Origin of the sequence: Xanthomonas sp. JAI131, assembly GCF_013410075.1 — a bacterium.
GTDB classification, from domain to species: domain Bacteria; phylum Pseudomonadota; class Gammaproteobacteria; order Xanthomonadales; family Xanthomonadaceae; genus Xanthomonas_A; species Xanthomonas_A bonasiae.
In genome coordinates this window covers 1,237,345-1,255,888 of sequence record NZ_JACCCN010000002.1, presented here as the reverse complement: position 1 = coordinate 1,255,888, position 18,544 = coordinate 1,237,345, and the positions used below count along the sequence as shown (strand labels likewise).

The window sequence follows — 18,544 nt, the reverse complement described above, 5'->3', positions numbered from 1 at the left end:
TCCATGATGACCACGACCCAACCCCGCTTCGTCCTGTCCCGCACCGTCGCCGCCGCCTTGCTGCTCGGCGCCTGTGCCGCCGGCAACGCCCAGACCCAGCTGTTGCCGCAGCAGCAACGCATCAGCGACGCCGCCATCGCCGCCGACCTGCACGGCTACCAATCCGTGCAGGACCGCATCCAGGCGCTCAACGACGGCGGCCGCCCGGTGCGCGACTACGCCTTGTCCAAGGCGCAATGCTGGCTCGACGTGTCCTTTCACGAATACACCCGCAACGACCGCAGCGCGTTCCCGCAAGGTGCGCTGAGCGAGTCGGAGAAGCTGGTGCAACTGATGGAGCAGGGCGCCGCGACGATCCCGACCGAGACCCCGCTGGTCAACGACGCCAAGTACCTGCGCGACGACCTGTGGCAGCGCCTGCGCGCGCTGCACGGCAGCGCCGGTTTCAGCTGCGCGCAGCAGGCGGCGGCCTGCGGCGAGGTCGAGCTGGTGCACGCCGGCAACGAGTTCAACCAGCAGCAATGGCGCCATTCCAAGCCGTACATCCAGATCGCCGAGGACCTGGTCAACGACGCCGAGGCGCTGGCACGGCAGTGCGGCGGGCCGGAGCGGCCGGACACGCCGATGGCGGCGCCGATTCCACTGGTGGCCAACGTGCTGTTCGAATTCGACCGCGACGGCTACAAGGACATCCGCACCCATTCGCTGGAAAGCCTGGATCGCGCGCTGGCACGCATCGCCGAAGAGAAGCTGACCTTGCAGAAGGTGGAACTGGTCGGCCATGCCGACCGCATGGACGGTCGTGGCCACGACTACAACCAGGGCCTGTCCGAGCGCCGCGCGCGCACCGTGCGCGAGCTGCTGATCGGCCGCGGCGTCGCCGCCGACCGCATCCGCTACGAATACCGTGGCGACAGCCAGCAGGTGCAGCAGTGCGCCGGCGTGAAGCCGCGCGCGGCGCTGCTGGAATGCCTGCTGCCGAACCGCCGCGTCGAAGTGCGACTGGTGGTCGGTCGCGGCGACTGACGGCACCTAGAGCCCCTCTCCCCCCGGGAGAGGGGTTGGGGTGAGGGTCCGGCGCGAAAGCGACTCGCGGAGTTTGGTGCACGAGGCTGCACCCGTACCCTCATCCGCCCCTTCGGGGCACCTTCTCCCGATGGGAGAAGGGAGCAGCCCTAGCCCCTCTCCCCCCGGGAGAGGGGTTGGGGTGAGGATACGGCGCGAAGCGTCTCGCGGAGTTTGGGGGCACGAGGCTGCGCCCGTACCCTCATCCGCCCCTTCGGGGCACCTTCTCCCGATGGGAGAAGGGAGCAGCCTTAGCCCCTCTCCCATCGGGAGAGGGGTTGGGGTGAGGGTACGGCGCGAAGCGCCTCGCGGAGTTTGGGTGCACGGGGCTGCGCCCGTACCCTCATCCGCCCCTTCGGGGCACCTTCTCCCGATGGGAGAAGGGAGCAGCCCTAGCCCCTCTCACCCCGGGAGAGGGGTTGGGGTGAGGGTCCAGCGCGAAGCGCCTCGCTGAGTTTGGGCGCACGAGGCTTCGCCCGTACCCTCATCCGCCCCTGCAGGGCACCTTCCCTCGAAAACGGGCCATGGTCCCGCCGGCAGAAGGAGGCGCGGCCGGCTGGGCAGCGCTCAAGAATTCCCGCGCAGCGCCGCCATCATGGTGAAGCGAAGTCGCTTTCGCCGCCCGGATCGGGCTGTCCATGAGGGAACGCGCATGCTGTCCTTGCCACGCCTGCTGGGTCGTCACCTGGCCAAGTTCCTGTCCAAGCCCCGTCGGCACCGCTCGGAACTGCCGACCAGTCCGCCGCAGCTGCTGCAGGCGACCTTGCGCAAGGGCGACGTGCTGCTGGTCGAGGGCAACAGCCGCTTCTCCACCGCGATCAAATACCTGAGCCAGTCCACCTGGTCGCACGCCGCGCTGTACATCGGCGATCACCTGGGAACGGCGGCCGACGCGGACGCGCCGACCTTCTGCGACGTGGACATCAACGTCGGCGTGCGCGTGGTCGGGCTGAGCGAATTCGCCGGCCTGCACACGCGCATCTGCCGCCCGGTGGGACTGGGCGCCGACGAGATCGATGCGGTGGTCGACTACATGGTCAGCCGCGTCGGCAACAGCTACGACCTGAAGAACATCTTCGACCTGGCGCGCTACCTGATCCGCACCCCGCCGCTGCCGTCGTCGGTGAAGCGCCGCTTCCTGGAACTGGGCAGCGGCGAGCCGACCAAGGCGATCTGCTCGACGCTGCTGGCGCAGGCCTTCGGCGCGATCCGCTATCCGATCCTGCCGGAGATCGGCAGCGTGCCGGTGTCCGACGCGCAGGATGCGGAGATCCTGCACAACCGTCATTACAGCCTCTACCTGCCGCGCGACTTCGACGTCTCGCCCTATTTCAACGTGGTGAAGCCGCGCCTGCAATCCGGCTTCGATTTCCATCGGTTGGTGTGGCATGGCGATGCCGATGCCGATGCCGATGCAGACGTGGCGCAACGTCAGCGCGTTGCACAGGTTGCCTGAAAGCGGTTGCAGTCTTCGCACCGCTCGGACCTGAATGCGGAGGTTCACCGCCGCGGCAGCGCGAAAACCGGCGATTCGATCACAACGCCTTCAGTTTCCTGCACCGCCAGGCGTCAAGTTTGCGGCGATCGCGGCCGATATCGGTGGATATACATCACCGGCATCGCCCTCAGGATCGCTATGAATCCCGTCCATTTCCTGCGTCGTCGCATCGCCAACCTGCCGATGACGCGCAAGTTCGTGGTGCTGTGCACCCTGCTCGCCATCGGCGTGATCCTGCTCGCCGTCGCCGCCGCGCGTCTGCAATACCTGGACCTGGTGGACGCGCGCAAGCAGACCGTGAAGACCCAGATCGACATGGGCATGAGCGTCATCGAACACTATGCGGCCAAGGCCAAGCGCGGCGAACTCACCGAGGCGCAGGCCCAGGAAGCGGCCAAGTCGGCGCTGGCCGACATGAAGACCAACGGCGGCGTGGACTACTTCTTCATGCTCGACCCGCAGATGCGCATCCTGATGCATCCCAAGCGCAAGGTCGGCACCGACATGAGCGACTACAAGAGCGATGCCGGCGAATACGTGTACCGCGACATCCGCAAGGCGGTGACCAGCGGCGACGGCTTCAGCTACTACAGCGCGCCCAAGCCGGGCAAGAAAGAGCAGCTGCCGAAGATCAGTTACGCCAAGCTGTACCCGCAGTGGAACTGGGTGCTGGTGATGGGCGTGTACGCCGAGGACATCCAGGTCGAGGCGCTGGGCTTCACCAAGATCCTGACCGTGATCGGCGCGGCCCTGGTCGGTCTGGTGGTCGGGCTGTGCTGGCTGATCGCCAGCGCCATCGTCACCCCGCTGCGCGCCGCCACGCGCACCGCCGAGGCCATCGCCTCGGGCCGTTTCGACAACACGATCAAGGTGGAATCGCGCGACGAGACCGGGCAGCTGATGACCAGCATGCAGCAGATGCAGACCCAGTTGCAGCGCTTCAACGGCGAGATGCAGACCCTGGTGCAGCTGCAGCAGGGCGACGACATCAGCCACCGCATGCCGGAGGATTTCCCCGGCGATTACGGCACCCTGGCGCGCGGCATGAACACCGCGCTGTTCGAACACCTGGACGCGATCATCGAGGCGATGACGATCATGGGCGAGTACGGCCGCGGCGATCTGCGCCGCGACATGCGCCGCCTGCCGGGCCAGCGCGCCGCGCTGCACGAAGCGCTGGATGCGGTGAAGAGCAACCTGTCGGCGATCAACGGCGACATCGCGCGCCTGGCCGATGCGGCCGCGCGCGGCGATTTCTCCGCGCGCGGCGACGAGGCGCGCTACCAGTTCGCGTTCAAGGAAATGGTGGAAGCGCTGAACCGGCTGATGCGGCAGGCCGAAAGCGGCCTGGCCGACGTGGGCCGGATCATGGGCGCGATCGCCGACGGCGATCTGTCGCAGCGCGTGGACGTGCGCTACGAGGGCGCCTTCGGCCAGCTGGCCGAGGCCGCCAACCGCACCGCCGAGCAGCTGACCACGATCGTGCAAGGCATCCAGCGCTCGGCCGAATCGATCAACACCGCCGCCGGCGAGATCGCCAGCGGCAACAGCGACCTGTCGGTGCGCACCGAGCAGCAGGCGGCGAGCCTGGAAGAAACCGCCGCGTCGATGGAAGAGCTGACCTCCACGGTCAAGCAGAACGCCGACAGCGCGCGCCAGGCCAACCAGCTGGTGCTGGGCGCCGGCGAAGTGGCCGAGAGCGGCGGCCGCGTGGTCGAGGACGTGGTCACCACGATGGCGTCGATCAGCGCCGCCTCCGCGCGCATCGCCGACATCATCGGCGTCATCGACGGCATCGCCTTCCAGACCAATATCCTGGCGTTGAACGCCGCGGTGGAAGCCGCGCGTGCCGGCGAGCAGGGCCGCGGCTTCGCCGTGGTCGCCTCGGAAGTGCGCTCGCTGGCGCAGCGCTCGGCGGCGGCGGCCAAGGAAATCAAGACCCTGATCTCCGACTCGGTGCAGGAAGTGGAGCAGGGCTCGACCCTGGTCGCGCGTGCCGGCACCACCATGGCCGAGGTGGTGACCTCGGTGAAGCGGGTCACCGACATCATGGCCGAGATCTCCGCGGCCAGCGCCGAGCAGAGTTCGGGCATCGAGCAGGTCAGCAAGACGGTGATGCAGCTGGACGAGACCACGCAGCAGAACGCGGCATTGGTGGAGGAAGCCACCGCGGCGGCGAAGAGCATGGAAGACCAGGCCTCGGACCTGACCCGTGCGGTGGCGGTGTTCCGCCTTGCCGGCGCCGCCAGGCCGGTGGCCGCGGTCGCGCCCAGGCCGGTGACGACCCAGGCCGCGGTCCGTCCGGTCGCCGCCGCACGCGCGCCGATCAAGAAGGCGCCGGCAGCGGCTGCACGCCCGCTGGCGCGGAGCAAGCCCGGCGGCGCGCTGGTGGAAAGTTCGGAGTGGGAAGAGTTCTGAGCCAGCGCCACGACGTCCGTAACGGACGCCATGGCCGATGACGACGCCGATGCCTTAGCGCATCGGCGTCTTCGTTTCTGCGCCGGCCGCTGTCGGCGGCGGCGGCATCACGGTGCGCTCGCGGCGATGTCATGCCACGCCGCGAGCGAGGTGTGGTGCTCCAGCGCAACCCGATCAAGGCGACGCCACTACGTGTGGGAGCGACTTCAGTCGCGACGCGGCGTTGTCGAGGGAGTCTGTCGCGGCTGAAGCCGCTCCTACATGGGGTTGCGCCGTGCCAGTCCGAGCGCATTGCAGGAAGGGTGGCAGCGGTGCTCATGCGGCCCACGCGTTGCGTTGTGCCATCCAGCTGCGCGGCGTGGCTGGCGACTCCGTGGTCGCATCTGCCACACTACGCCGCCCCGTTCAAGGAAGACTCGCCGGATGCATCTTCGTGCCGTGCTCGCTGCCGTACTCGCCGTGCCCAGTTCCGTCGCCGCTGCGCAGGACACACCCGCATCCGCTGCCGCGCCGCTGCTCACCCAGGTCGCGTTCGCCGGTGGCGACATGCAGTTGGGCGAGCGCGGCGGCCACTGCGCACTGCTGCGCGGCGAGACCGAACTGCTGGCGTTGGCGATCCCGGCGCCGTGCGGGTTCAGTCCAGACCGACACGGCAAGGTGCGCATCGAGCCGTTCAATCGCGGCAGCCGCATCGTGCTGGTCGAGCACATCCGCCCGGATCCGCGACCGCCGCTACGCGGCAGCGTGGGGCCGGAGTGCATCCGCGAGACGCAGGCCGTGCGCGCGATCGGCGGCACGCTGGAGGCCGGCCATGTGATCGCCTCGGCCGGCTGCGATCGCGGCCCGACCGACCAGAAGCTGTTCGTCGCCGGTTTCGGCTGGTGACGGTCGCGCGCGTGACGCGACCGCGCCGGTGCACGTGTCACTCGCCTTCGTCTTCCTCCTCCTCGTCCACTTCGGCATCATCGCCACGCCCGGGTGCATCGGCATCCACCGGTTCCAGCAAGGTGTAGTCGTTGTGCTCGCGGCGCTGGTAGGCCGACGAAACCGGATAGGCCAGCAGCGGCGGCTGCGGCGCCCGTGCCAGGAACGCGGTGGGAAACAGCCGCGGCCCGCGCAGCCAGCTGCGCCAGCGGTCGCCGCTCAGGAAGATCGGCCCGTCCGCGGTCAGCGGCGGCGGAATCGCGGCGTTGGCATGGGTCAGCACGCTGAAGCTGAGCAGTGCCGGTTCGCCGCGTTCCCAGCGTTCCCACAGCCCTGCCGCCAGCAGCACCTGGCCGTCCGCGTGGTGGATGTAATAGGGCTGCGCCGGTTTGCGGCTGCGGTCCCACTTGTAGTATCCGGACAGCGGGATCACACAGTGCTGGCTCTTCCACGGCGCGGCGAAGATGCGGCTGCGCGCGGCGCGTTCCAGCCGCGCGGTGACGGTGGTGTAGGGCGTGTCCGGCGTCTTCGACCAGCGCGGCACGATGCCCCATTGCAGGCGCTCCACCTGCGCGACGCCGTCGCGGCACAGGATCGCGGTGGCGAGGTCGCCCTTGCCCAGGTTGTAGTGGTCCGGATAGGCCGCAAGCGCCGCACGCAGCGACGTTTCCAACTGCGCGGGCAGGGCGTCCTCGATGCCGAAGGCCTGTACGAAACGTCTCATCGGTCTCTCGCGTTGCGTGTGCAGCTTAGGGCGCACGGCGGGCAAGCGCGAGTGAAGAAGTGGGGGGGCGCGCGGCGATGTGCGCGCATGCGCTCGGCGACGGCGTCGTCGCCGCTGACGGTTTCTTCATCCGTTCTTCCCGCGCGCGCTCGCATATTCCCGCCCGATATCCGCGATCGCACGACCGTGCGTAGCGCAGGAAGGAGGCAATCGCTCATGTTCTGGAAACGCAATGGCCTGTCGCTGGTGCTGTTGGGGCTGACCCTGCTGTTCATGGCCGGCCAGGCGCTCAGCGGCCACCTCGCCTACAACGACGAACTGCGCCAGCAGGGACTGGCGCCGCTGATGTTCTGGGAATACCTGCACAGCGGCCATTTCGTCGGTGCGCTGTTCGAGAACTGGGAGAGCGAATTCCTGCAGATGGGCATGTATGTGGTGCTGACGGTGAAGCTGCGGCAGTGGGGCTCGGCCGAATCGCGGCCGCTGTCGCCCGAGCAGGAAGACGACAGCGTCGCGCCCGGCACGCCGCCGTGGCCGGTGCGTGCCGGCGGCATCTGGCTGTGGCTGTACGAACGCTCGCTGGCGCTGGCATTCGGCCTGCTGTTCCTGACCAGCTTCGTGCTGCACGCGCTGGGCAGCTGGCGGCACGAACTGGCCGAGCGGGCGATGCAACGGCTGCCGGCGATCTCGCTTTTCGAGCACGCGACCGGCGCGCAGTTCTGGTTCGAGTCGATGCAGAACTGGCAGAGCGAGTTCCTGGCCGTGTTCGCGCTGGTGGTGCTGACCATCTGGCTGCGGCAGAAGGATTCGCCGCAATCCAAACCGGTGCATGCGCCGCACACGCAGACCGGCGATTGAGCGGGCGCGGCTGCCGAGCCTGCTGCGTTCCGAGGCGACGGCGTATTCGTGTGCTGCTGGAGTGCGCCACGCGCGCATGGACGACACGAGCGAGCTGGCGTATCGAGTTGGAAACAGCTTCGATTCCGATGATGTTAGATATCGTAGGAGCGACTTCAGTCGCGACAGGATGCTATCGAAGTGCCTGTCGCGACTGAAGTCGCTCCTACAAGTGCCCACGCTGCGGGCGTGTCCCGGTCGGGTCCTGGCGAATCTGCAGCGGCGAGGGACTCGCCGCTGCGGACCGTGCGATCACAGCTTGATGTCGCCCTTGGTCGAACCGGCGCCCGGACCTGCACCCAGATCGGCGCCGGTGGTCGGATCGCTGTCCTGCTGCGACATGGTGCGCGCCGCCAGCGCCTGCAGCGCGCTTTCCTCGGCCGGACTCAGGCCGACGCTGGGCACGCCGCTGCCGCCGTCCACGGCCGCCTGGCGGTTGCGGTCGGAGACCTTTTCCCATTGGCTGCCGCTGTTCCAGGGGCCGTTGATGTCGCCATCGCCCTGCGACATGTCGTAGAACGTGTCGGTGAACGCCGGATCGCCCGGCAGCTTGCCCGGCGGGAAGTTCGGCTCGATCGCGTACAGCGCCTTCTCGAACGACTTCTGGTGCGCTATCTCGCGGGTCATCAGGAACTTCAAGGCATCGACGATGCCCGGATCGTCGGTGACGTTGATCAGGCGCTCGTAGACGATCTTCGCGCGTGCCTCGGCGGCGATATTGGAGCGCAGGTCGGCGGTGGGTTCGCCGATGGAATCCACATACGCCGCACTCCACGGTACGCCGCTGGAGTTCACCAGCGCCGGGCCGCCGCCGTACAGGATCTGCTGGGTCTGGCTGGTGTTGTTGTTCCTGGTCAGGTTGCGCATCTCCTCGGCTTCGACCATGCCTTCGGACAGCACCGCCTTGGGTCCCTGGTTGAGCATGGCGATGATCGAACCGATGATCTCCAGATGGCTCAGTTCCTCGGTGGCGATGTCGTACAGCAGGTCCTTGCGGCCCGGATCGACCTCGCCGATGGCCTGGGTGAAATAGCGCATGGCGGCGGCCAGTTCGCCTTGCGGGCCGCCGAACTGCTCGAGCATCAGCGAGGCCAGGGCCGGATTCGGCTTGGCCACGTGCACCGTGTACATCAACCGCTTGTTGTGCATGAACATGAAAATCTCCTGGAGTGCGCCCACGGCAAAGCCACGACGACCTGGCGATCAGGCGTCGTGGCCAGTGGGCGCGTCTGGGTATAAAAAGCCGCAGCGCCGGCAATCGGCGCCGCGGTCGTGCGGTCAGGCCGCCTTGCGCTTCTGCGCGGCTTCCTGGTTGCCGCCCTGCTCGGCGAGCATGGTCAGCTTCTCGTCGGTGGACTTTTCCTCTTCCAGCGTTTCCAGTAGCAGCTTGAGCGCGTCGGTCTTGCCCAACTGCTTGGCCATCGCGGCCAGCGTGCCGTAGGACGCGATCTCGTAGTGCTCCACTTTCTGCGCGCCGCCGATCAGTGCCACATCGCGCACCGGACCGGCCTCGATCGATTCGATCACTTCCTTGCCTTCCTCCACCAGGCCCTCCATCGCCGCGCACTTGATGCGCTTCAGGCGCAGTTCGAGTTTTTCCACGATCTGGTCGATGCGTTCGATCTGGCCCTGGGTTTCTTCCAGGTGGGCTTCGAAGGCCGCGCGCAGGGCCGGATTGGTGGAAGCGCGGGCCAGTTTCGGCAGCGCCTTGGTCAGTTGCTTTTCCGCGCTGTAGATGTCGGAAAGTTCGTGCAGGAACAGGTCGTCGATGGTCTTGATAGCCATGTCGGTGGATCTCCGTGATCGGATAGTGGGATGGTGCAGGGTAGGCGCGCGGACTAGCGCTTGGCGGTCTGGCCGTCGGTCCGTTCGCGTTTCAGGAAGGCCAGGATCGTGGCCTCCTGGTGTTCGATCAGCCACTCGGCCATGGCGATTTCCTGGTCGAGAATGGCGGCGCAGATCTCGGCGATCTGCGTTTGGCCCGCCTCCTTGGCGGCAATGACCAGCGCGCGATAGCTGGCGATTTCCATGTGTTCGAAGGCGTAACTGATCCCGAGGCTCTTGGCCACTTCGTCGCTCATCATCGAATTGCCGGCGGCATGTACCGTCGCCATCACGCTGGCCACGGCCCCCTTGATGGTCGGGATGGAACCGTCGAGCAGTTCGATGCAGCGCTTGACCTGGTCGGACTGGTCGCGGGTCTCGGCGATGTGCTGCTCGATCCGCGCCTTGAGTTCGGGGTAATGCTCCAGGCGGCCGGCGGTGGCGGTCAGCATGGTGTTCGCCTCCTGCTCCATCGCGTAGGCGTCCTGCAGCCATTTCAGCAAACGCTCGGGGTTGCTTCGCGTCATGAACTTCCTCCAAAAGGATTCGTGGATCTTGATAGCGCCGCGCACTCGCGGAGTGCGCCACGTATCGGCTGTTTTTTTCCCCTGTGCAGGCCAAGCTAGACGCACGCCCGTTAGCGCGGATGCAATGAAGAGTGAACGCCTTGCGAGGAGCGGAGTGCGTCAACGTCGCGCTGAAAACGCTGAATACGGCAGCGCTCTCCGCCACCGTCGGGCATGCGGCGACCGCGCGTTCACGGCGCCCGCGCCAGGCTCGTGCAGGCCATCGATACAGGAGACCCCCTCGTGCCGAAACTCGATCACGCCGATTGGCCGCAACGTCTGTGGCTGGTGCGGCATGGACAGAGCGCGGGCAATGTCGCCCGCGATATCGCCGAAGCCTCCGGGCAGGAGTTGATCGACATCGCCACGCGCGATGCCGACACGCCGTTGTCCGCACTGGGCCTGCAGCAATCGCAGCAGCTCGGGCAGTGGTTCGCGGCCTTGCCGGCGACGGCGCGGCCCCAGATCCTGCTGGCCTCGCCGTTCCTGCGCGCGCAGCAGACCTGCGCCGCGATCGGCGCGGCGCTGCAGGTACCGCCGACGGCGCAGCTGCTGGACGAACGCCTGCGCGAGAAGGAGTTCGGCATCCTGGACCGCTATACCCGGCACGGCATCGTCAGCCGTTTCCCGGAACTGGCCGAGCAGCGCGCATCGGTCGGCAAGTTCTACTTCCGGCCGCCCGGCGGCGAAAGCTGGTGCGACGTGATCCTGCGCCTGCGCAGCGTGGTCGAGGAACTGCGCCGCGACCATGCCGGCGAGCGCGTGTTGATCGTCGCCCATCAGGTCATCGTGAACTGCATGCGTTATCTGCTCGAACGCCTCGACGAATCGGCGATCCTGGACATCGACCGGGGCGGCGACGTGCCCAACTGCAGCGTCACCGAATACGGCGTCGGCGACGCCGACGGGACGCCGCATTTCGGCTTGGTCCAGGCCAATGCGGTGCCGTTCGAGGTGCCGGTGACCACCGCGGCCGACCAGCCGGGCGGGCCGCGGTGACCCAGGCGCGCGCGATCCCGGTGAACGCGACGCTGCTGCGGCGCTGGCCGTTGCCCAGCGCCGCAGGCATCGCCGGCAAGGAGCAGCGCGGGCGCGTGCTGGTGATCGGGGGCAGCTGCGAAATTCCCGGCGCGGCGTTGCTGTCGGCGGAGGCGGCATTGCGCGCAGGCGCGGGCAAGTTGCAGGTGGCCACCGCGCGTCCGGTGGCCACGGCGATGGCGATCGCCTTGCCCGAGGCCAGGGTGGTCGGTCTGGCGACGGCGGCCGACGGCGAACTGCGCATCGGCGGTCAGGCGCTGCATGCCGACGCCGCGCACGCAGACGCGCTGTTGATCGGTCCCGGCATGCGCGCCCGCCCAGCGCTGCGCAAGCAGATCGCGCGGCTGTTGGAGGACACGCGCTGCGGCGTGGTGCTCGATGCCGGGGCGCTGGTCGACACCCGCGACATGGCCGATCCGGCGCGCATCGTGCTGACCCCGCACCATGGCGAGATGGCCGCATTGAGCGGCGTGCCGATCGAGCGCATCGCGGCGGACCCGGCGACCATCGCGCTGCGCTACGCACGCCGCAGCGGCGCAGTGGTGGTGCTGAAGTCGGCGACCACGGTGATCGCCGCGCCGGATGGCACGCACTGGGTGCACCGCGGCGGCAGCGCCAGCCTGGGCACCTCCGGCTCCGGCGACGTGCTGGCCGGCATCATCTGCGGCTTGCAGGCGCGCGGCGCCAGCAGCACGCAGGCGGCGGTGTGGGGTGTGCACCTGCATGCGCGCGCCGGCGCGCTGCTGGCGCGCCAGATCGGCCCGCTGGGGCCGCTTGCGCGCGAGATCGCGGCGCGGATTCCGGGTCTGCTCGCCGCTGGATGAGGTTGAGGCCGGGCGAGAGCGAAGTGTCGCGGTGCGAGGTGCGCGCGTGGCGCTCGCGCGTACGCAACGCCGCTGCCGCGCTCACGCGGCGGCGGCGCGGTGGCGGCTATCGCCAATCAGCATTGCGTTGTCGCAGCGATCCGCCAATCGCAGCATGGCCGCCGTTACAGACCATCACAGCGTCGCGGCACCGCCGGCGATGGTGAGCAGCGTGCCGGAGGTGTAGCTGGAGGTGTCGGCAGCGAGCATTACATAGGCCGAGGCCAGTTCCGCCGGCTGTCCGGGGCGGCCGAACGGCGTCTGCGAGCCGAACTCCTTGACCGAGTCTTCGTCCATGCCGGCAGGAATGAACGGGGTCCAGATCGGCCCCGGCAATACCGCATTGACCCGGATCTTCTTGTCGGCGAGCAATCCGGCCAGGCCGATGGTCAGATTGGCGACCGCGCCCTTGGTGGTGGAGTAGGGCAGGATGTTGGGCGTGGGCTTCTTCGAGTTGACCGAGGCGGTATTGATGATCGAACCGCCTTCGGGCATATGCGGCACCGCTAGCTGCACCAGATGGAACGGCGCATGCACGTTGGTGGCGAACGTCTTCTCCCACTCGTCCAGGGTGATCTCCTCGAAACTGTGGAAGTAGCGCTGGTAGGCGGCATTGTTGACCAGTACGTCCAGTCCGCCGAAACGTTCGGTGACGGCCGCGATCAGCGCCTGCGCCTGCGCGCGGTCGCTGACGTCGCACGGCTGCAGCAGCACGCGCACGCCGGCGTCCTCGATCAGCTTGCCGATACGCTCGGCGTCGTGTTGCTCGCTCGGCAGATAGGCGATCGCCACGTCGGCGCCTTCGCGCGCATAGGCGATCGCCACCGCGGCGCCGATGCCGCTGTCGCCGCCGGTGATCAGCGTGCGCTTGCCCTGCAGCAGGCCGTGGCCGACGTAGCTGTCCTCGCCGTGGTCCGGCTTCGGATCCATCTTGTCGGTCAGGCCGGGAAACGACTGCTGCTGCGGCTTGAAGGGTGGGTAGGGATAGTTCGGAACCGGCATGGCGATGTCCTGCGTCGGGGGAGTGCGTAAGCTTGCCCGTGGCCGGGTAAAGGATCGGCCAAGGCCATGTCGTCATTGCGTGTGCGGCGACGCCAAAAAGCGCGCCGCAGCGGGCTCGCCAGGCGCGATTACAGCGGCAGCGACACGCTGAACGTGCTGCCGCCGTCCACGCCTGCGCTGCTGGCGACCACGCTGCCACCGTGCGCGGTCACGATCTCGCGTACCACGGTCAGCCCGATGCCCATGCCGCCGCTGTGGAAGCCGATCGCATGCGTGTCCTGCACGAACGGTTCGAACACCAGCGGCAAGGCCTGCGCGGAGATGCCGATACCAGTGTCGGAGACGATCAACTGCGCCTGGCTCTCGCTCTGTTGCAGCGTCAGCGTCAGTCGGCCGTGCTCGGGGGTGTATTTGCAGGCGTTGTCGAGCAGGTTGCGCGCCACCTGCGACAGGCGCACACGGTCGCCGTGCATCCGTAGCGCGTGCTCGGGCATGGTCACTGCCAACGTCTGCTGGCGTGCGTCGATCGCCGGGCGGCAGGCATCGACCGCCTCCAGCACGATCTCGCACAGGTCGACCGCTTGCTTGATCAGGCGCAGCCTGCCGGTGCGGACCCGCGACAGATCGACCAGGTCGCCCACCAGACGGGTCATGTGCGCGACCTCGTGCTCGATGATCCGCTGCATGTGCAGCAATTTTTCGGGGGTCAAGCTGGTCAGCATCGATCCGGCAATGCCGATCGGCATCAGCGGATTGCGCAGTTCGTGCGCCACGAAGGCCAAGAATTCGCTCTGCCGCTGGTAGGCCTTCTCGGCGCCGGACTGCAATTCCTGCGCGCTCAGCGCAGCCAGCACCAGGTGCTCGTTGGCCTGGCACAGCTGCGTATGCTGTTCGCTTGCGTACGCGTCGGTCGCCGCGCCGCTGCTCATCGCCCGGGCCTTCTCGGCCAAGGCGTTGCGGTGCGCATGCAGTTCGCTGACCCGGCGCGGATCGTAGAACTCGAAGCGGACGGTCGACAGGCGCTTGGCGCAGTACATGGCATCGTCGGCATGCGACAGCAAGGCCTCTGCGTTGTCGCCGTCGTCCGGGTACAGGCTGATGCCGATGCTCACGCCCAGCCGCAGCGCATCCTCGCCGGCCACCGCCGGCCGTTCGAAGGCCTCGATCAGCGCCGTCGCCGTCGCCGCGGCATAGGCGTTGGCGCTCAGCCCGGTCAGTACCACCACGAACTCGTCGCCGCCATAGCGCGCCACCGTGACCTGGGCATCGACCAGGCCGCTGATGCGTTCTGCCGCCAGGCGCAGGAACCTGTCGCCGGTGGCATGCCCGAGCAGGTCGTTGACCTGCTTGAACTCGTTCAGATCGAGGAACAGCACGGCGATCCGGCTGTGCTGCGCGTGCGCCGCGGTGATCGCCAGGTTGAGTCGTTCGAACAGCAGTTCGCGGTTCGGCAGCCCGGTCAGCGGGTCGCGCTTGGCATGGTGCGTCGCATCCTGCAGGGCCGTTTCGTAGCTGGTCACTTGCGCCTGGGCGCGCAGCGTGGACAACACCAGGCGTTCGTTGGCCGCCTGCAGATCGGTCGCCAGTCCGAGCGGCGCATGTTCCTTCAGCGCACTCAGGTCCGCTTGCAACCGATCCAGCTCCAGCCGCGCGACCAGCGACTGGCGGCGCAGGTGCGAGAGCTCGAGCCGGGCCGCGTCGATCGCGTGCTGGTCGGAGGGCGTCTGCATGCGCGGTCAGCTCGTGTCGAGGGCGTCGTGTACGCCGGACTTGCGCCTCGGCCGGCCGCCGAGCAGGCCTTCCTGCTGCGGCAGTGCCGCGCCGATGCGGATGCCGCTGTCGTCGATCTGGAATTCCCGCAGCGCGTCCGAATGCGCACTGGCGCGCACCTTGACCACCGCCATCACCCGGCGCAAGCGGCTGTCCACCTCGATGTAGCGCTGCACGATGATCGCATCGGTCATGAACGCGGTGCCGTAGGGGCTGAAGCGCAGGTCGGTGTAGCGGTCTTCCAGCTCGGAGGTCATCAGCACGGTGACGCCGGTCGCGGCCAAGGCCACCACCATGCGCGACAGAGATTCGCGGAAGTCCTCGCGGAAGGTCGGCGCCAACGCCAGTTCGAACGCGGACAGCGAATCGATCACCACGCGGGTGGCGCCGAGCCGGTCGATCTCCGCGACCAGCAACAGCAGGATCTCGTCGATCGACAGGTCCGGCGCGCGGCTGTCCACCACGCCGACCTGGCCGCTGGCGATCAACGCCGCCAGTGCCGGGATGCGCGAACGCTGCGGCTGTTGCTCGAAGGTGACCAACACGCCGTTGTCGCCATGGCGCGCGCCTTCGGCCAGGAAGGCGGCGGCGAGCAGGCTCTTGCCGGAGCCGGAAGGGCCCGCCACCAGCAGCGAATAACCTTGCGGCAGGCCGCCGCCGAGCATCGCGTCCAGTTCCGGCACGCCCATCGGCAGGCGCGCGCGGCTGTGCGGCACAGGCGCCGTGCCCGCCGGCACCGGCACCGGCGCGAACACGCGCACGCCGGAACGGTCGATGCGGAATGTGTGCAGTCCCGGCAGCGACGGCTTGCCGCGCATCTTCATGATCTCCATCTTGCGCACCATCGAATTGCGCTGCACGCTCTGCCGCAACCAGATCAGCCCATCGGCCACGGTGAACACCGGATTGGGATCGGACTCGACGAAGTATTCGCCGATCAGGAACGTGGTCGCCTGCCAACTGGTCATCAGCATGCCCAGTTGCTGGATGAAACGCTGCAGATTGTTGTGCAGGTTGCCGTCGGCGGTGCTGGCCAGCGCCACCGAGCGGAACGAATCGACGAACACCAGCGACGGGCCGTGCGCTTCCACCTCGGCGACGATGCGCGCCAGCACCCGGTCCAGATCGCCGGCCAGGGTTTCCTCGGAGAGGTTGACGAAGTGGATCGTGGCGTTGATCGCGGCGGCGTCGAAGAAATCGAACTGCTGCTGGTAGCGCAGCATCTTCAGCGGCGGCTCGCCGAGCACGGTGAAGTACAGCGCCGGCCGCTCGGGCGTGGCCAGCGCGAACATCATCTGGTGCGCCAGCGTGGTCTTGCCGCAGCCGGGCGGTCCGGCGATCAGGTTGAACGAGAATTCGGGCAATCCTCCACCCAATACCGCGTCGAGTCCGGGAACGCCGGTCTGCAGGCAGTGAATGGCGACTTTGCTGCTCATGAAGAGATGTCCTGCGCGGGAGGTCCGCTGGAAAAAGTGGCCCACACCGACTGCAACAGCCGTTCGGTGAGGGTTGCGCCGATCATGCTGACCAGCACGCCATGAAAGGTCGAAAGAAAGGCGCCAGCACCAGCGGCCGCGATGGCGGCGCCTTGCCGGCTCAGTACCAGGCCGAAGACGTCGAGCGCCCCCTGTTCGCTGGGCGCCTCGGTCGCGGCGAAGGCCTCTTCCAGCCACGGGAAGCGGTCCTTGGTCAGGAACAGGGCGCGTTTGAACAGCGCGGCCACGCCGCGTGCGCCGAGGATCGGTGTCAGCGCCTGTTCGATCTGCCGCCACGTCGACGTGATGGACTCCGCGATCGTCGACGCTTCCGCGCCGTCGGCGGCCTGTCGTGCGAGCGCGGCGACCGTCGCAGATAGCGCGGGGTTTTCCATTTGCCTTGCGCGCACCTGCGGAATATGTGTTCCCACTGTATACCTTCGGCTACGCAAAGCGCGTGGTGTTCTCCTCACACGCCCGGCATCCGCCCGCAAAAACGGGGCGACGCCGTCGGCGGCGTGTCAGGCAGGACTGTGGCGAGGCGTTCCGCCCGTCGCCACGGCCCGCCGATCGATGCGCAGGACGCTCTTATGGACGGATACGTAGACAGCGCCAGACCGTTCAGGGCGGCGGCGTGCGGCCCATGCGCCGGCGCGGCTACGCCGACGCGGCGATCGTGCGCGAGCCGAGGATGATCATGCGCAGCATCGCGCTGATCTGGCGGATCAGTTCCGGGTCTTTCTCCGGCGGCAGGTCCATCGCGGTGGCGCCCATCGCGAACACCAGCCGGGTGATCGCCTTGGACACCAGGGCCGGCTCGTGCAGCGGCGCATTGTCGATCGCGGCCAGGCGGATCAGGTCCACGCGCAGCTCTTCCTCGAAGTAGTTCAGCTCGCGGTCCACCGCGCGCTTGAACGCGTCCGAACCCACCGTGCCCTCGCGCAGCAGCACGTGCAGCAGCTTGTCGTCGGCGCGCAGCTGCTCCATGAAGGTTTCCACCGAACTGAGGATCACGCTGCGGTTGCTGCCGGCCGCGCGCTGCCGTGCCTGGCCGATGATGGTGCGCAGCGAACTGCCGGCCAGGTCGATCAGCGCCACCGCCAGTTCGTCCATGTCGCGGAACTGGCGATAGAAGCTGTTCGGGGCGATGCCGGCCTCGCGGGTCACTTCGCGCAGGCTCAGCGTGGACACGCTGCGGTGCGGCCCGATCAGCTTCAGCGCCGCCGCCAGCAGGTCTTCGCGCGAGATCGCGCTCTTGCGCGCGGGCAGCGCGTCCTCGGACAGGGGCAGGGGAACGATGGAAGTCATGGACGGACTGGGGCGAGGCAAGGCCGCGATCATAACCCCTCTGTGAATATACAACTGTATAGACATCTGTATCTGCGCCTGTATAGTGGTCGCCATGAACGCTGCCCGCCGTCCTGCCTCCGCCCGCTCCGCCACCCGCGCCCTGCGCGCCTGGGTGCAGCCGGAGGTGTTCGATTTCTGGTCCACGCGGATCCATCCGCTGTGGACCTGGCAGCGCCCGCGCGCGCGGCTGCTGCAGCGCGAACGCGCCAGCAGCGATGCGGTGACCCTGGTCCTCAAGGCCAACCGCCACTGGCGCGGCCTGCGCGCCGGCCAGCACGTGCAGCTGGGCGTGGAGATCGACGGACGCCGCCTGACCCGCAGCTACAGCCCCACGCCGCTGCCGGGCGGGCGCCTGGCGATCACGGTCAAGGCGATCGATGGCGGTCGCGTCAGCCAGTACCTGGCCGACAGCGCGCGGATCGGCGAGACCTTCGAACTGGGCCAGGCGTTCGGCGACATGGTGCTGCCCGCCGCGCCGCAGGGGCGCTGGCTGCTGCTGGCCGCCGGCAGCGGCATCACCCCGATGCGCGCGCTGCTGCGGCAGCTGGCCGACGCCGGCATGCCGGCCGACGTGGACCTGATCTACTGGGCGCGGCGCCGCGACCAGATGTGCTTCGTCGACGAACTGCAGGCGCTGGCCGCCGCGCATCCGCGTTTCCGCCTGCAGCTGGCGGTCACCGGCGAAGGCGATGCGCCGGCGCCGCGCGTGGACACGCTGCCGCTGGCGCACCTGGCCGGGCTGGAGCAGGCGCAAGTGCTCGCCTGCGGTCCCGGCGGCTTCGTGCAGGCCGCGCGTGCGCGTCTGGAAGGCAGCGTCGCGCGCTTCCAGGCCGAGGCGTTCAGCACGCCGCTGCTGGCCGATGCCGAACACGGCACGGTCGCGGTGACGCTGGCGCGTAGCGGCCGTGTGCTACAGCTGCCGCGCGGGCAATCGCTGCTGACTGCGCTGGAAGCCGAAGGCCTGCGCCCGAAGCACGGTTGTCGCATGGGCATCTGCAACAGCTGCGCCTGCGGCAAGCAATCCGGGGCGACCCGCGACCTGCTCACCGGCGCGCACGCCACCGAACCGGGTTCGATGCTGAAGCTGTGCATCAACAGCGCCAGCAGCGACCTGATCCTGGACCTTTGAA

Annotated in this window: 16 protein-coding genes and 1 pseudogene; 8 read left to right on the top strand and 9 right to left on the bottom strand. The window is 68.1% G+C overall.

Going from position 1 to position 18,544, the window contains the following annotated elements; genetic code table 11:
• The first annotated feature begins 6 nt into the window (after positions 1-6).
• The 4 genes and pseudogenes from HDC36_RS12015 to HDC36_RS12000 all read left to right on the top strand — a co-directional run bounded on the left by HDC36_RS12015 (position 7) and on the right by HDC36_RS12000 (position 5,866).
• The gene (locus HDC36_RS12015) at positions 7-1,026 is read left to right on the top strand and encodes an OmpA family protein (protein ID WP_179567531.1); all 1,020 of its coding nucleotides are present in this window, start codon (positions 7-9) and stop codon (positions 1,024-1,026) included.
• A 691-nt stretch (positions 1,027-1,717) separates the two neighbouring features.
• Positions 1,718-2,521 (top strand): lipo-like protein, encoded by an 804-nt coding sequence (locus HDC36_RS12010; protein WP_179567529.1) that lies wholly within the window; start codon positions 1,718-1,720, stop codon positions 2,519-2,521.
• 198 nt (positions 2,522-2,719) lie between these two features.
• Positions 2,720-4,816, top strand: a pseudogene (locus HDC36_RS12005) (methyl-accepting chemotaxis protein); the annotation flags it as partial.
• Between the two features lie 588 nt (positions 4,817-5,404).
• The gene (locus HDC36_RS12000) at positions 5,405-5,866 is read left to right on the top strand and encodes a hypothetical protein (RefSeq protein WP_179567527.1); all 462 of its coding nucleotides are present in this window, start codon (positions 5,405-5,407) and stop codon (positions 5,864-5,866) included.
• Between the two features lie 37 nt (positions 5,867-5,903).
• On the opposite strand, the gene HDC36_RS11995 is transcribed toward HDC36_RS12000, so the two are convergent.
• Positions 5,904-6,629: an SOS response-associated peptidase family protein gene (locus HDC36_RS11995; RefSeq protein WP_179567526.1), complete on the bottom strand. Its 726-nt coding sequence runs from the start codon at positions 6,627-6,629 to the stop codon at positions 5,904-5,906.
• Between the two features lie 216 nt (positions 6,630-6,845).
• Between HDC36_RS11995 and HDC36_RS11990 the strand changes: the two genes are divergently transcribed.
• On the top strand, positions 6,846-7,487 hold the full coding sequence (locus HDC36_RS11990; RefSeq protein ID WP_179567525.1) for a DUF6766 family protein: 642 nt from the start codon (positions 6,846-6,848) through the stop codon (positions 7,485-7,487).
• Positions 7,488-7,778: 291 nt separating this feature from the next.
• Here HDC36_RS11990 and HDC36_RS11985 read toward each other — a convergent pair whose 3' ends face one another.
• The 3 genes from HDC36_RS11985 to HDC36_RS11975 form a co-directional block, all read right to left on the bottom strand.
• Positions 7,779-8,681: a manganese catalase family protein gene (locus HDC36_RS11985; protein WP_179567524.1), complete on the bottom strand. Its 903-nt coding sequence runs from the start codon at positions 8,679-8,681 to the stop codon at positions 7,779-7,781.
• 123 nt (positions 8,682-8,804) lie between these two features.
• On the bottom strand, positions 8,805-9,311 hold the full coding sequence (locus HDC36_RS11980; RefSeq protein WP_179567522.1) for a DUF892 family protein: 507 nt from the start codon (positions 9,309-9,311) through the stop codon (positions 8,805-8,807).
• Between the two features lie 53 nt (positions 9,312-9,364).
• A complete protein-coding gene (locus HDC36_RS11975) occupies positions 9,365-9,877 on the bottom strand; it encodes a ferritin-like domain-containing protein (RefSeq protein ID WP_179567520.1) in 513 nt (170 codons plus the stop codon).
• Positions 9,878-10,159: 282 nt separating this feature from the next.
• Here HDC36_RS11975 and HDC36_RS11970 point away from each other — a divergent pair, with 282 nt between their 5' ends.
• Entirely contained in the window at positions 10,160-10,915 is a 756-nt protein-coding gene (locus tag HDC36_RS11970) for a histidine phosphatase family protein (RefSeq protein ID WP_343204336.1), read from the top strand.
• Positions 10,912-11,778 carry an NAD(P)H-hydrate dehydratase gene (locus HDC36_RS11965; protein WP_179567516.1) on the top strand — a complete coding sequence of 289 codons (867 nt, stop codon included), beginning with the start codon at positions 10,912-10,914 and terminating at the stop codon, positions 11,776-11,778. The genes HDC36_RS11970 and HDC36_RS11965 overlap by 4 nt, the downstream gene beginning before the upstream one ends.
• Positions 11,779-11,952: 174 nt before the next feature.
• Here HDC36_RS11965 and HDC36_RS11960 read toward each other — a convergent pair whose 3' ends face one another.
• The 5 genes from HDC36_RS11960 to fabR all read right to left on the bottom strand — a co-directional run bounded on the left by HDC36_RS11960 (position 11,953) and on the right by fabR (position 17,372).
• Positions 11,953-12,819, bottom strand: a complete 867-nt coding sequence (locus HDC36_RS11960) for an SDR family oxidoreductase (protein WP_179567514.1) — start codon at positions 12,817-12,819, stop codon at positions 11,953-11,955.
• A 128-nt stretch (positions 12,820-12,947) separates the two neighbouring features.
• Complete coding sequence (locus HDC36_RS11955) at positions 12,948-14,549, bottom strand: diguanylate cyclase (protein ID WP_179567512.1); 1,602 nt, start codon at positions 14,547-14,549, stop codon at positions 12,948-12,950.
• Between the two features lie 6 nt (positions 14,550-14,555).
• Positions 14,556-16,025, bottom strand: coding sequence for an ATPase domain-containing protein (locus HDC36_RS11950; RefSeq protein ID WP_179567504.1), 1,470 nt, complete (start codon positions 16,023-16,025; stop codon positions 14,556-14,558).
• Positions 16,022-16,459 (bottom strand): hypothetical protein, encoded by a 438-nt coding sequence (locus HDC36_RS11945; protein ID WP_179567502.1) that lies wholly within the window; start codon positions 16,457-16,459, stop codon positions 16,022-16,024. The genes HDC36_RS11950 and HDC36_RS11945 overlap by 4 nt, the downstream gene beginning before the upstream one ends.
• Before the next feature lie 262 nt (positions 16,460-16,721).
• The gene (fabR, locus tag HDC36_RS11940) at positions 16,722-17,372 is read right to left on the bottom strand and encodes an HTH-type transcriptional repressor FabR (RefSeq protein ID WP_179567500.1); all 651 of its coding nucleotides are present in this window, start codon (positions 17,370-17,372) and stop codon (positions 16,722-16,724) included.
• Between the two features lie 94 nt (positions 17,373-17,466).
• On the opposite strand from fabR, the gene HDC36_RS11935 reads away from it, so the two are divergent.
• Positions 17,467-18,543, top strand: a complete 1,077-nt coding sequence (locus HDC36_RS11935) for a ferredoxin reductase (protein ID WP_179567498.1) — start codon at positions 17,467-17,469, stop codon at positions 18,541-18,543.
• Position 18,544: the final 1 nt, after the last annotated feature.

Coding starts and splice junctions, on each gene's coding strand:
- HDC36_RS11985 (WP_179567524.1), bottom strand. CDS start 8,681: ATGTTCATGCACAACAAGCGGTTGATGTACACGGTGCACGTGGCCAAG.
- HDC36_RS11980 (WP_179567522.1), bottom strand. CDS start 9,311: ATGGCTATCAAGACCATCGACGACCTGTTCCTGCACGAACTTTCCGAC.
- HDC36_RS11960 (WP_179567514.1), bottom strand. CDS start 12,819: ATGCCGGTTCCGAACTATCCCTACCCACCCTTCAAGCCGCAGCAGCAG.
- HDC36_RS11945 (WP_179567502.1), bottom strand. CDS start 16,459: ATGGAAAACCCCGCGCTATCTGCGACGGTCGCCGCGCTCGCACGACAG.
- HDC36_RS12000 (WP_179567527.1), top strand. CDS start 5,405: ATGCATCTTCGTGCCGTGCTCGCTGCCGTACTCGCCGTGCCCAGTTCC.
- HDC36_RS12010 (WP_179567529.1), top strand. CDS start 1,718: ATGCTGTCCTTGCCACGCCTGCTGGGTCGTCACCTGGCCAAGTTCCTG.
- HDC36_RS11955 (WP_179567512.1), bottom strand. CDS start 14,549: ATGCAGACGCCCTCCGACCAGCACGCGATCGACGCGGCCCGGCTCGAG.
- HDC36_RS11935 (WP_179567498.1), top strand. CDS start 17,467: ATGAACGCTGCCCGCCGTCCTGCCTCCGCCCGCTCCGCCACCCGCGCC.
- HDC36_RS11990 (WP_179567525.1), top strand. CDS start 6,846: ATGTTCTGGAAACGCAATGGCCTGTCGCTGGTGCTGTTGGGGCTGACC.
- fabR (WP_179567500.1), bottom strand. CDS start 17,372: ATGACTTCCATCGTTCCCCTGCCCCTGTCCGAGGACGCGCTGCCCGCG.
- HDC36_RS11995 (WP_179567526.1), bottom strand. CDS start 6,629: ATGAGACGTTTCGTACAGGCCTTCGGCATCGAGGACGCCCTGCCCGCG.
- HDC36_RS11975 (WP_179567520.1), bottom strand. CDS start 9,877: ATGACGCGAAGCAACCCCGAGCGTTTGCTGAAATGGCTGCAGGACGCC.
- HDC36_RS12015 (WP_179567531.1), top strand. CDS start 7: ATGACCACGACCCAACCCCGCTTCGTCCTGTCCCGCACCGTCGCCGCC.
- HDC36_RS11950 (WP_179567504.1), bottom strand. CDS start 16,025: ATGAGCAGCAAAGTCGCCATTCACTGCCTGCAGACCGGCGTTCCCGGA.